General features: G+C 63.1%; 16 protein-coding genes. 1 reads left to right on the top strand and 15 read right to left on the bottom strand.

Features of this window, described 5'->3' with window-relative positions:
- The first annotated feature begins 232 nt into the window (after positions 1-232).
- The gene (locus IV098_RS15730; protein WP_296890783.1) at positions 233-541 is read left to right on the top strand and encodes a hypothetical protein; all 309 of its coding nucleotides are present in this window, start codon (positions 233-235) and stop codon (positions 539-541) included.
- Here IV098_RS15730 and IV098_RS15725 read toward each other — a convergent pair.
- The 15 genes from IV098_RS15725 to IV098_RS15655 form a co-directional block, all read right to left on the bottom strand.
- Positions 538-1,050 carry a type II secretion system protein gene (locus tag IV098_RS15725; protein ID WP_296890781.1) on the bottom strand — a complete coding sequence of 171 codons (513 nt, stop codon included), beginning with the start codon at positions 1,048-1,050 and terminating at the stop codon, positions 538-540. The genes IV098_RS15730 and IV098_RS15725 overlap by 4 nt on opposite strands.
- Entirely contained in the window at positions 1,037-1,438 is a 402-nt protein-coding gene (locus IV098_RS15720) for a type II secretion system protein (protein ID WP_296890780.1), read from the bottom strand. Before IV098_RS15720 ends, IV098_RS15725 begins: the two co-directional genes overlap by 14 nt.
- Before the next feature lie 4 nt (positions 1,439-1,442).
- Complete coding sequence (locus IV098_RS15715) at positions 1,443-1,925, bottom strand: type II secretion system protein (protein WP_296890778.1); 483 nt, start codon at positions 1,923-1,925, stop codon at positions 1,443-1,445.
- Positions 1,926-1,933: 8 nt separating this feature from the next.
- On the bottom strand, positions 1,934-3,835 hold the full coding sequence (locus IV098_RS15710; protein ID WP_296890776.1) for a secretin N-terminal domain-containing protein: 1,902 nt from the start codon (positions 3,833-3,835) through the stop codon (positions 1,934-1,936).
- Position 3,836: 1 nt separating this feature from the next.
- Positions 3,837-4,373: a hypothetical protein gene (locus IV098_RS15705; RefSeq protein ID WP_296890775.1), complete on the bottom strand. Its 537-nt coding sequence runs from the start codon at positions 4,371-4,373 to the stop codon at positions 3,837-3,839.
- On the bottom strand, positions 4,370-4,915 hold the full coding sequence (locus IV098_RS15700) for a hypothetical protein (RefSeq protein WP_296890773.1): 546 nt from the start codon (positions 4,913-4,915) through the stop codon (positions 4,370-4,372). Before IV098_RS15700 ends, IV098_RS15705 begins: the two co-directional genes overlap by 4 nt.
- 25 nt (positions 4,916-4,940) lie before the next feature.
- Positions 4,941-5,453, bottom strand: a complete 513-nt coding sequence (locus IV098_RS15695; protein ID WP_296890771.1) for a hypothetical protein — start codon at positions 5,451-5,453, stop codon at positions 4,941-4,943.
- Between the two features lie 17 nt (positions 5,454-5,470).
- Entirely contained in the window at positions 5,471-6,232 is a 762-nt protein-coding gene (locus IV098_RS15690; RefSeq protein ID WP_296890770.1) for a hypothetical protein, read from the bottom strand.
- Positions 6,213-7,904, bottom strand: a complete 1,692-nt coding sequence (locus tag IV098_RS15685; protein ID WP_296890768.1) for a GspE/PulE family protein — start codon at positions 7,902-7,904, stop codon at positions 6,213-6,215. Before IV098_RS15685 ends, IV098_RS15690 begins: the two co-directional genes overlap by 20 nt.
- On the bottom strand, positions 7,901-9,085 hold the full coding sequence (locus tag IV098_RS15680; protein ID WP_296890766.1) for a type II secretion system F family protein: 1,185 nt from the start codon (positions 9,083-9,085) through the stop codon (positions 7,901-7,903). Before IV098_RS15680 ends, IV098_RS15685 begins: the two co-directional genes overlap by 4 nt.
- A 9-nt stretch (positions 9,086-9,094) precedes the next feature.
- Complete coding sequence (gene gspG / locus IV098_RS15675) at positions 9,095-9,529, bottom strand: type II secretion system major pseudopilin GspG (RefSeq protein ID WP_296890764.1); 435 nt, start codon at positions 9,527-9,529, stop codon at positions 9,095-9,097.
- 487 nt (positions 9,530-10,016) lie between these two features.
- Positions 10,017-10,631, bottom strand: a complete 615-nt coding sequence (locus IV098_RS15670; RefSeq protein ID WP_296890762.1) for a YdeI family protein — start codon at positions 10,629-10,631, stop codon at positions 10,017-10,019.
- A gap of 10 nt (positions 10,632-10,641) precedes the next feature.
- Entirely contained in the window at positions 10,642-11,025 is a 384-nt protein-coding gene (locus IV098_RS15665; RefSeq protein ID WP_296890760.1) for a nuclear transport factor 2 family protein, read from the bottom strand.
- A gap of 98 nt (positions 11,026-11,123) precedes the next feature.
- Positions 11,124-11,813, bottom strand: a complete 690-nt coding sequence (locus tag IV098_RS15660) for a hypothetical protein (protein WP_296890758.1) — start codon at positions 11,811-11,813, stop codon at positions 11,124-11,126.
- Between the two features lie 15 nt (positions 11,814-11,828).
- A complete protein-coding gene (locus IV098_RS15655) occupies positions 11,829-12,206 on the bottom strand; it encodes a hypothetical protein (protein ID WP_296890756.1) in 378 nt (125 codons plus the stop codon).
- Positions 12,207-12,295: the final 89 nt, after the last annotated feature.

Below are 12,295 nucleotides of genomic sequence, written 5' to 3'. Positions count from 1 at the left end.
TACGGCACCAAGTTCAACATTCCCGTGATGTATTACAGCCAGCTGATGGTGGTGGCTTACGGCGGCAGCGCCAAGGATGCGGCGCTGAACGGCCAGGTCATCAAGGCACGACGTCTGGAAGAAATCGCGGCCAAGCCGGTCAAGCGCTAAACTTCAGGCGGCACCTACACGAACAGGGGCGTTTGCCCCTGTTTTGTTTTACTGCTGTGCTATTAAATCTACGGAATTCGAAATGAAAAAACCATCAAACTTCAATCAGTTGGTCGACCTTGTTCATGAAGCAGTTTACGAAGTGGACGAATTGCGCGCCTGCCTCGAACACGATGACGATGAGGCCGCCACCTATACCCCGTATCTCGACTCGCTCGACACCATGTTGCGTGAGCTGCACGAGTCGATGGTGTCGGGAAAATATGCAGGCGTTGGGCAGGGCGGCGATTTGCCCTTCATGGACCTGTTCAAGAAACACGAGCGCAGCATTCCGTTCCGCGAATTGCTGCGCACCATCAACGCGACCCACCGCGAAGGCTACGAAGCTTAAGGGGCAGGCGCGCCCGAGCTGGCCCCGGCAACCGGTGTGGCGGGCACAGGCGCGGTGAATACGAATTGCCAGTCCGCATAACGGGTGGCTTCGGCGAACGCGCCGTTTTCTGCTGAAAATCCTGAAACCTTGAACGGCCGGCCGTCGAACGGGCTGTGCACGCCGATGATGCCCTGGGCGTCGGGTGAGCGGATCAGTACAAATTCCTTGCCGGTGAAGGGATCGCGATATGCGCGCCGCAGATGGCGCGCGATCTCGACGCCGCGGCGGTCTTCCAGCAATTCATCGATCGATTGCGGCAGGCGTGGCTGGCCGGGTTCGCGTTCGTAATAGCTGCGGATGGCCTGGCGGTACTGATCGCCGATGAACAGCAATTCGGCTTCGCGGGCGCGTTTGACATCGGTGCTCCAGAGCGTGCCCGCTGCGACCAGCCCCATGCCGATCAGCGCAATCAGCATCAGAACGAACAGATAGGTGAATCCGGACTGGGCGGATTTACCAGTCGGCATAGGCGCTGCCGTCGCGCGCAGTGCCCGGCGCTCCGCTCTTGATGTCATAGAGTTCGCCGGTTTCGCTCTCGCCCGCTTCGTTGGTGGCAGGCGCGACCGCCTGCCAGGTGTCGCTGCGATCGGTAATCGGATCGACCGGCAGCGCACGCAGGTAACGTTCGCTCACCAGTTCGTCGAGGCTGTTGGGATAACGGCCGCGGTCGCCGTGGAATTTGTCGATGGCGTCCCGCATCACCGCGAGATCCTGCTTGAGGATGGTTTCACGCGAGCTTTCCAGGTGATTGAAATAGCGTGGCAGCGCCAACGCCAGCAGCAGGGCCACGATGGCCATCACCACCATCAGTTCGACCAGCGTGAATCCCCGACTGAATCCGCGTCGTTTCAGCATAGCGTCACCATTCCCGGTAAGGCACGCCGTTCAGGCCGCGCGCCGTCGACAGCGAATACACATCGAACACGTCGTCGCCCGGGGCTGGCGCCTCGGCCGGACTGGCATAGCTGCGGATGCCCCAGGTGTCGGCAGCGGCCGCCGCCGTATCGGGATAGAACGGGTCGCGCGGCAGGCGGCGCAGGAAATAGAGCTTCTTTGCGGCATCGAGCTGGGTTTGATCGGCCACGCCCTTCCACAGGCTGTCCAGATCCGGCGGATAACCGCTGCTGCCCTCGCTCTTCTGGATGCGACCCTCCTTGACGTTGAGCTTGTAGGCGTCGAGCGCGCCGCGAATCTGCCGCAGTGCCTCGCGCAACTCGGTTTCCTTGTGGCGCTGCTGCACCAGCTGGGCAAACGGAACGGCCACGCTGGCGAGCAGGGCGAGGATGGCCAGGGTGACCATCAATTCGATCAGGCTGAAGCCGCCGCCGCGCCGCAAGGACATGGTCAATTTCAGGGCTGGAACGGCTGCGCCTGGGGCAGCGCAGGCACAGGCTCAGGCTCGCTATCCGGGGCAGCCGGGGGTTCGACCATCTGATCGGGTGCGCTGATCTGACCGCGTGCCGGCGGCGCAATGGCCGGCGAAACGGGCACACTGATACCCCCGCCGCCACCACTGCCACCGCCAATCGAGTTCTCGGTACCGCCACGGAATTCGGTCAGGGCCGCCTGTTGCGCTTCGGCATTGCGCAAAATATGCGGCGTGATCAAGAGGACGATCTCGGTCTTGATGGTCTCATTGCTCTTGGTGGCGAACAGATGTCCCAGAATGGGCAGGTCGGACAGGCCGGGAATGCCAGTCGACGAGCCGCGTTCCTCTTCCGAGATCAAACCCGCCAGCACCTGGGTTTCGCCGTCTTTCAGACGCAATACCGTGTTGGCGGTCCGGGTGCCGATCTGATAGGTGAGGGTGCCGCTGAGGCTGCGGATTTCCTTCACGATATTGGAGACTTCCAGATTGACCTTGATCTGCACGTCGTCGCGCATCAGCACGCTGGGCTCGACGTCGAGCTTGAGACCGACGTCGAGGTAGGCGACCGATTCGCTGATGCCGACGTTGGCGGTGGAGGTGGTGGTGATCACCGGTAATTTGTCGCCAATGTGAATCTTGGCCTTTTCGCGGTTTTTCACCCGGATGCGCGGGTTGGCCAGAATGTTGACGTCGCTGTTGTCCTGCTGGATGTTGACTGCCGGGGCCGGGCTCACGGCAATCGTGCTCGCACTGATGTTTTTCAGGTTCTCCAGCGTCAGCGCCGAGGTCAGCGTACTGGGGTTGATCACGGTGAACTGGTTCGGATACTGCACCCCCAGATCGAGCAGCTTCGAGCGTTTCACCTCGAGCACATCGACATGCAACATCACTTCGGGCTCGGCCAGATCCTGCGTGGCGATGATTTTCTCGGCCAGGCGGATGGCTTCGGGCGTATCGCGAATCACCAGCTGGTTGAGGCGCTCGTCGACGTACATGTCCTTGGTCTTGATCAGCACGCGCAGCATCGCCATGGTGCTTTTCGCATCGGCGTTGCCCAGATAAAAGCTCTTCACCATCAGCTCCTGGTACTGCTTCTGCTTGGGCGGGGTGTCGGGATAAATCAGCAAGGTGCTCGGCCCCATCACTTTCCGGGAAAGCTGGCCGGTGCCGAGCAGCATGCTGATCGCCTCGCTGACCGTGGTGTTGCGGGCGAACAGCGTGGCCTTGGTATCGAGCCGCACATCCTTGTCGAACACGAAGTTGATGCCGGACTGGCGCGAAATCATGTCGAACACATTGCGCAGCGGCGTATCGCGGAATTCGAGCGTGATGGTCTTGCGGCTGCTGGCGCTGAGTTCGCGCGGCGCGTTTTCTTCCTGCGCGCGCGCCAGCTGGATCTTGCGCTGCATGTCGATGGCGCCCGCGTGACCCGGCGATTGCGTCAGCACCTGCTGTACCTTGTCGGCCGCCAGCGCGGGATTGTTCTGGTCGAGCGCGGTGCGGGCTTCGTCCAGCAAACGCTTGTTCGCCACCTCGCCTTCCAGGCTCGCCAACAGCACTTTGGCACGCGGGTTTTCCGGATGGATGCTGAGCACCCTGTTCAGGCTTGCCTCGGCGGCCGCAAAATTGCCCTGCCCAATTTCCTGCTGTGCCTGCGTCAACCACTGGCTCGCCAGCTTTTCGCGCTGAGTATAGTAGTAGGACTTCAGCTCGAGATTGCCGGGCTCTTCTGCCATGCCGGCTTGCAGCCGGGCGAGGCCCGCCTCGGTCGCGCCGCTGCCGATCAGCGCTTGCCCTTCGGTCAGACCCGGACTGGCACAACCGGCGAGGCCCGCAGTGCCGAGCAGCGCGGCAAACAGAAGTGTGAGATTGGCGTGCTGCAATTTAGTCTCCCATGCGCAGACTGCGCACCTGATTCAGCGGTAAATAAGTGAAATTCAAAGTCTTGCCCGTGACCGGCTCCAGCTGCCAGGCGCCATCGAGGATCTGCCCGGCACGCACGCTGACCGGCATGCTGCCGCGCGTCAGGTAATACGTCGTGGTGCTGTCCTCCTGCCAGCTGCCCATGTACGTGAAGGGCAGGGCCGGCGCTTGCGGCGGCGGAGGAGGAGGTGGGGGCGGCGGCGGCGGGGGTGGCGGCGGCGGGATATACCAGGTCTGTTTGGGGAACAGATCGGCGCGGGCAATGGCCATGCGCGGCGCGGCTTCCGACGGCGCCCGCGGTTTGGCGGACGGCGTCGCCTGCAACGGGCGCACGTTCGCGGGTTCGGCCGTACGCGCCGGGCGTGCGAGCGTATCCGCCACTTCAACCAGATCGGCTGCGTCGTCGTCCGGTTCGCTATTCAACGCCAGCCAGCCCGACCAGGCCAGCGCGACAGCGAGCGTGCCGAACAGCAGGGCGCGGCGGCGGCCTTCGGTCATGGCGCGGTCTCCACAAACAGGCTGAAACGCAATTCGGTCTGCAATGCCGTGTCCTCGATGCGCTCACGCTTGAGCTTCACCTCGTCCAGCGTCAGGTTCGGCAGGCGCTCCAGCGCAGCGGCGACAAAGGCATGCAGCTCGGGGTAGCTCGCCTGGACCAGAAACACCATTTGCCAGCGCGCGAGCCGGGCCGCATCGTCGCCCCCGGTGTTGACGGTGGCGACGCTGTACTGGCCGCGTGTGAGCTCGAAATCGTGCGCGCGCGCCAGTTGCTCCAGCTCGCCCAGCGTGGCGGCCGCCGAACTGTCGGGCGGCAGCGCGGCAATCGGATCGGGGGCCGTCGTCACAGGTGCGGCCGCAACGGTTTGCCCGGTTGCGCGCAACTGGTCGATGCGCTGCTGCTGGGCGTGCGCCTGGACGTGCAGCGGTCGCACCAGCATGAAGAAAGCGCCCAGCGCCAGCACCAGCAGGGCCAGACCGAGCAGGCCGCCCGCGCCCAGGCGGCGTCCCCATTGCCGCAGTTGCCAGAGCGCCATGTTCATGGGCGCCATCCCATCAGCGCCGCGTTCATGCGCGCCACTCCACCAGCGCCTGGAAGCGCACCGGCTGGTACTCGGCATCGGCTTCGATTTCGTGCTGGACCAGCACTGCCCGCAGGACGCCGGGCTGCTGCTGCAGGGCCTCGATGAATTCGACGGCGTCCGCCAGATGGCGGGCCTCGGCCACCAGCTTGATCTGCCGCTTGGCGTGCACCGCGTCGAGCGAAAGCAGGGCGATCTTGCCGCTGCGGGCCGCCGCCAAGGCATCGAATGCGGGCTGCCAGCCTGCGTTCAACTGCGCCGCAATCCGTTCGTGCGCCGCCTGCGCGGCACTGTCGGCGCGCGACACCGTGCGCTTGGGCGCGGGGCGCTGTTCCAGCTTGAGCAGGGCGCCCGCCTGTGCGGCCTCGGTGTCGCGTGCGGCGAGCCATTGCGCGCCCACCCAGGCCAGCACCAGCGCGCCCGCCAGCAGCAACCCGATACTCAGGGCATCGAGCCGGAAGCGGTCAGCGCGGTGGAAATCCAGGTTCAGACGGGCCATTTCAAATCTCCGCCATTTTAAATTTCCACCAGCGCAGCGGCGCCGTGCGCCTGCGCGTCGTGCGGCAAGGTATGCCACTGCCAGTCGTCTGCTGCTTTCAGGTTGCCCACGGCGCCGAGCCCGAAAGGCTGCAGCCAGGCCTGGCGGGCGATCGGCGCGGCCGCGCCGCCGGCTTCGGCCGCCAGCCATTCCGGCAGGGCGGTGCGCCAGTCGGCGCCCAGCGGTTGTGCCGCCACGTGCTGCCAGATGCCGGCATGGGCGCCCAGCAGCGTCGCCCAGCCGGGTTCGACGCCAATCCACCAGCCGTCGAAACGCGGCGGCAGGCGCCGCACCGCGTGGCTCGCCAGCGGCGTGATCGAGAGGCTGCGACAGCCGTGCCGCGCCAGCAAGTCGTCCAGTTGCTGCATGAATGCGCCGTCGACTGCCGCGCCCAGCAGGCCGGCATGCGGCGGCTGGCTATGCACGGCAATGCGCCAGCTGGCCGCTTCGTCGCCGTAAATCTCGCGCAGGCTGGCGACGACCAGCGCCGCCTCTTCGTCCTGCGCCAGCGCCTTGCCGGGCGGCGGCGTCAGCACCGGGCGCACGAACTGCTGCGACAGCACCACCGTGATCCGGCGCCGCGGCCATACGGCATCGGCCAAAGCCGCGTCGAGCAAGGGCAGCAGGCTGGCGGGCGTATGCGCCTCGGTCGTCAGCAGGCGGCTTTCGCTGCCCGCCAGAAGGGCGACTTCGCCAGGCGCGAGCGCGATGTGCAAGGGATCAGCCGACCAGCGTGACACGATTGATCTCCTCGAGGGTGGTATCACCCGATTTCACCAGTGCCAGCGCGGCTTCGCGCAGGCTGTGGGTGCCGCCGCGCACGGCAGCTTCCTTGATCTGGCCGATGGGCGCGCGGGCGACGATGAGTTCGCGCAGCTCGTCGGTGAGCAGCAGGATTTCGGCCACTGCGCGGCGGCCCTTGTAGCCGCTGCCGCGGCACTGGCCGCAGCCGCTGCCCTGGCGAAAGTCGAAGCCACGGGTTTTGTCCGCCGTCAGGCCGGACAATTCCAGCAATTCGTCCGACGGCACGGCCGGCGCGGCGCAGTGCGGGCAGTTCACCCGCAGCAGGCGCTGCGCGACGATGCCGTTGAGCGCCGACACAAAGCTGTAGGGATCGACCCCCATGTGGATGAAGCGGCCGATGACGTCGAACACGTTGTTGGCGTGCACGGTGGTGAACACCAGGTGGCCGGTGAGCGCCGATTGCACCGCGATCTGTGCGGTGTCGGCATCGCGGATTTCGCCGACCATGATCTTGTCGGGGTCGTGGCGCAGGATCGAGCGCAGCCCGCGCGCGAAAGTCAGGCCTTTTTTCTCGTTGACCGGAATCTGCAGCACGCCGGGCAACTGGTATTCGACCGGGTCTTCGATGGTGATGATCTTGTCGCGGCCGTGGTTGATTTCGGAAATCGCGGCGTACAGCGTGGTGGTCTTGCCGGAGCCGGTCGGCCCGGTCACCAGCAGCATGCCGTACGGCTCGGCCGCCAGCTTACGGATGCGCGCCAGCGGCATGCCGGCATAGCCCAGGCCTTCCAGCGTCAGCCCGCGCAGTTCCTCGGACAGCGCCTGGCGGTCGAGGATGCGCAGCACCGCGTCTTCGCCGAACACGCTCGGCATGATCGACACCCGTACATCGACCTCGCGCCCCTGCATCGCCACTTTGAAGCGACCGTCCTGCGGCACCCGGCGCTCGGCGATGTCGAGCTCGGCCATGACCTTGATTCTGGACACGGCCTGCTCGGCGGTTTCCGTGCCCGGCACCTGTGCAACGTGCGACAGCACGCCGTCGATGCGGTATTTCACCGTCAGCCCGCGCGGATCGGTTTCCAGATGGATGTCCGATGCGCCGGCCTTCAGCGCGTCGTACAGCGTCGAGCGCACCAGCCGCACCACCGGGCTGGCATCCTCGGCGATGCTGGCGAAGGACAGCGCCTCGGCGCCGGAGTCCTGAGCAGCCTGGACGCCGCCGCCGCCCATCCCTTCCATCGCGTTGAGGCCTTCCTCGTGGCGCGCCATCAGCGCAGCCAGATCGGCCGGGTGCGTCAGCGCGGTCTTGAACGGCGCGCCCAGCACATGCGCGGCATAGGCGCGGCTGGCGCTGTCCCACGGGTCGGCCAGCAGCAGCCACAACTGGGCATCGGCATCGCGCGCAACCAGGCAGTGGCGGCGCGAGGCCTCGTTGAAACCCAGCTGGCTGAAATCGACCGCCAGCGTATTCAGCGCGCTCATTTCGAAGGCCGGCTGGTGGCTGTGTGCGGCCAGCAGATGCAGGGCATCATCGGCGGCGAGGCCGAACTGCTCCTGCACCCGCTGCATCAGCGGCTGGCTGGCGGCGCGCGCCTGCTCGCGCAGGCTAACGAGCGTTTCGGCGCTCAGGGTGGGCAATGCCACGTTCATTTGATCGACGCTCATTCGATCGATCCTGCCAGTTCAAAAATCGGCATATACAGCAGCACCACGATCAGACCGATCGTCAGGCCGATGAACACCATCAGCAGCGGCTCGAACAGACGGGTGAACCAGTCCACCCAGCGTGCCATTTCCTCGTCGTGAAAAATGGCGATGCGTTCCATCATTTCGCCCATGCGGCCGCTCTTTTCGCCCACCCGCAGCAAGCGGGCGGCGACCGGCGTGGTGAGATCGCCCAGCGCAAACGCCGCCGAGATGCTTTCGCCCCGGCGCATCGCGTCCGCCGCGGTGGCTGCGCCCGCGCGCAGATGCGCCGACAGCAGGCTCGACACCATGCCCAGCGCGGACACGATCGGAATCCCGCCCACCAGCAGCATGCCCAGGCTGCGGTAGAAGCGGGCGAGTTCGAAGGTGCGCAAGTGTTCGCCGATGGCCGGGGTGCGCCAGGCCAGGCGGGTGAGGGCGGCGCGGGTGGCTGGCTGGGCCAGCGCCAGCGCAATCGCGGCAAAGAAGCCAATCACGCCCAGCGCGATCCAGCCGCCGTGCGCCTCGACCATTTCGCCCCAGTTCAGCAGCATCTGCGACATCCAGGGCAGGTCGCGCCCGGAGTCGGCATACACCGTGGCAAAGCGCGGCACCACGTAGGCCAGCAGAAAGCCGATCACCAGCGTGCCGACGCCGACCAGCAGCATAGGGTAGATCGAAGCCGAGAGCACCTTCTTCTTCACCGTGTCGATCTGGTTCTGGTAACCGACAAAGCGGGCGAGGGCAGGCGACAGGTCGCCGGTACTTTCGGCCGCGCGCACCGTGGCGGCATAGAGCGGCGGAAACGCCTCGCTTTGCGCCGCGAGCGCCGCAGAGAAGGGACGCCCCTCGCGCATGGTATTCAGCAGCCGGTCGATCAGCTGGCGCGATTCGGGACGACTTTCCTTTTCCGCCAGGGTTTCCAGCGCCTCGGTCAGCGTCAGGCCCGCATCCAGCAACGCGATCAGCTCCTGCGTGAACAGCAGCAGCGGAAAGCGTGCGCGCCGTGCCGCCAGCAGGCCGCTGCGCTCGGCCGTGATCGAGATTACCTGCGCGCCCTCGCGTTGCAGACGGCTGGCAATTTCGCTCTCGTCGAGCGCTTCCACCGTCAACGTGGCGACGCCGCTGCCCGGGCGTAGGGTCTTTACCCGATAACGCATGCCGTGGCTTTACCAGTTGTTGAGGTCAGCGTCATTGCCGGTGCCGCCCGGCACCCCGTCGCGGCCATACGAAAACAGGTCGATCTCGCCATGTTCGCCCGGCGCGCGGTACTGGTAGGGCTTGCCCCAGGGGTCGTTGGGGACGGCCTTTTTGAGGTAGGGGCCATCCCAGCGCGCTTCGTCGGCCGGCTTGGCGTTCAGCGCCGCCAGACCCTGCTCGGTGCTGGGATAGCGGCTGGTGTCGATGCGGTACTGGTCGAGTGCCTTTTCCAGGGCATCGATCTGCGCCTTGGCGGTCTTCACTTCCGACTTGCCCACCTGGGCAAAATACTTGGGCGCAACGTAGCCCGCCAGCAACCCCAGAATGACCAGCACAACCAGCAGTTCAAGCAAAGTGAACCCTGCATTCCGACTGAACCGGGGCAGGCGGCAGAATAAGTACACGTTGGATTCTCCGAATAAATTGATGATTCAGGGCCGAGCAGACGGGTGTTTACCCCCTGCTGTCAGAAGACAGCGGCTCAATTTAACGCAGATTTGTTGCAATTGTAATATTTCAGCCTGATGACATCAGATGGCGGCCTTGCCTGCGTGAATCCCGTCGCCGTTCGCTGCTACGCATACCGGACACGCCGCTGCGCAGGGCAAAAAAAACCTTCCAGGCCGCAAGGCAAGGAAGGGAAGGGAGGTGGATGAGGGTGTAGGTATCGGGGTTCAGTTCCCGCGACCAGCTCCAGGAGCCGGCATTGGTCACCTGGCCATTCACGCCGTCGCCCAGGCAGTAGCTGGTGGCGTCCGCGCCGTTGCACTGGTAGACGCCGTTGAGCTTGACGCGTACCCCTGCCGCGCCGCCCTGGGTGGCCAGTCCGCAGCGCTGGTGGTGGTGAATTCGCCGAAGGAAATGCCATCGCCGGCAGCGTTGATGAATTGATCAAGCATGCACCTTCTCGTGTCGGTCTAGCATTTGTACGAACTGGGCAATTTTCTTCGCGCGTGTTTCGGCCTTCTTGGCCGTTTGAATTCTGAAGAGGATCGCGTATCGATTCCGGCTATCAAGAGTTCCAAAGAAATCCTTGGCTCGCGTATTGCTGTCCAGTGCGGTTTGAAAGTCACTTGGTACAGTGGCTTTGCTGGCCGAGTCATAGGCGGCGTCCCAGCGTCCATCGCTTTTTGCGCGCTCGACTTCCTGCAGTCCAGCAGGCTTCATTTTCCCTGTTTCAATTAGCGCAAAGACCTTGTCTTTATTGAGCTTGGACCAAACGCTTTTGTCCGAGCGCCGAGTGAATTTCTGAAGCCAGAATTGCTCGCTGTGCGTCTTCTTTTGCCCATCTATCCATCCGAAGCAAAGCGCGACCTCGATGGCTTCATCGTACGAAACGGACGGTATATCGCTCCCTTTTTTTGCGAGTTGTAACCACACGCCTTTCGACGAGCTGTGGTTTTCTTCTAGCCAACGAGCCCAGTCTTTTTGTCGCTCAAAGTGCTGAATCGGCAGCGTGGTGGAGGACCTGGATTGAGGTTTCACGAGCGTATTGTTGGGCAGCATGGGGCTGTACTCACGCCGAAATGGGGGCACCGTGAAACACCTCAGCGGCCACTACCTGCCCATCTTCGTTGAATGTGAGGTTCTCAGACACCCTCTTGGTCTTTCCATCGGTATCGGACGTGTAGATGATGGCAAGCTCGCGACGCACAGGATCCCACAGCACGTGATCCACGGTGAACCGAAGCGAGCCGATGCGCGCAAGTGCCGCGGCCCAATACGCGCGGAGCGCCTCTTTACCGCGGACAGTGGGCGAGCCCACTACCGCGAGAGCGGTGGCGCTGGTAAAAACAATGTCCTCATGGAAGTGCTCCAGGACTGCTTCGATGGCACGACGATTCCATGCCTCCGCCCATCGGGCCGCGAATGCCTCACTGTTCTCACGCGTCATGATCATAGTCTGCCCAATGTTTGAGTTTAACGGCGGCTCATAAGAGACGTCCGCTTGAACGAATTGTTATACGTGCCCACGCCGTTTGTCACGGTCGGCGCTCCTTAGCCAACCACGAACCTGCAAACCTCACTGGAATACGCTTGAAGGAATGCCTGCTTATTTTGCAAGGGCTCTGTTGTTTGTGGCGGGGGAATATCCATGAACGAGAAATGGCCGGCACCCTCAGTGACGCGAACATCCACAGTGTGACAATCGCGCATGGCATGCGCCAACCATTCTGTTTGGGCGGGAGGCGTGATGTTATCCGCCGAACCCACCCATGCCAGAACTGGAACCCGCACTGCATCAAGCGCCCCCGGCGCTTGAAAAAATCCAGTCGGTGGCGCCAAGAGGGCTAGACGAGTTAGTCGACTGTCCTGTGTGATATTGACGCGCCGACCAGGCCCTAACCACATTTGAGCTCCAGCCAGCGCGACAAGGGTCGCTGCACCAATAGAATGCCCCACACCCATCGCTGTTGCACCGGGTCGAACGAATGCGTCGAGTGCGAAGGACAAACGCCTTGCCCGGAGAGTCAATTCCTCTTCCCTGGGAACCGGTGAAGCGAGGCGCTCGAAATGCGGCGCAACAACCATGCAACCGGATTCAGCCAAAGCATCCAAAAGCGTAGCGTGACGTTCCGGCTGGCCACCCGCTCCCACCGCAAAAAGCACCACCGGCGAATTTGTTGCGGCTCCGTATAGCGAAACTTTGAATGACTCAGCCCCATCCTGCAGTGTCTCCATCAGCATTTAAGAACTTGCTCCTTAAGACAGGTAATGCCGATGCAGATAGATGACCAGTTGTGCAAAATAACCAAGGAAGAACAAGAGCACAAATCCTAATAGCAGCAATAAACCAAATGCGCGTCGAGTGCGCCACAGATAAAACGGCAAGTAGGGCAACCAAAAGAAGAAAACCAGTTGACCATACTCAAATGGGCGATAGATGTTTGGGAAATTTTTACTGTCTGCATCGACCCAAAGAACGATCAGCACGATGAAAATAAATTGCCAAGTAGCCAGTAGATTTTCTGACTCATCAACCCCATGCCAGTAAAGGATTGCCTGATAGATTGCCGCCACAACAGACAGTGAGAAAAGTGCCCCAAGATAGAGTGACTGCTTTCGCATGGTGTTGCGCACTAACGTTTGGGCTCAGTGGCGGCCCGGCAGGGCCGGAATCTTCCCCCGATTTAATTGACACCGGGTTATTGAGCCAGCAGTCTTTCATA

Source organism: Thiobacillus sp. (genome assembly GCF_018780105.1).
In the GTDB taxonomy this organism is placed as follows: Bacteria; Pseudomonadota; Gammaproteobacteria; order Burkholderiales; family Thiobacillaceae; genus Thiobacillus.
Note: the sequence above shows the minus strand (reverse complement) of the source record. Positions and strands in the feature narration are given on the sequence as shown.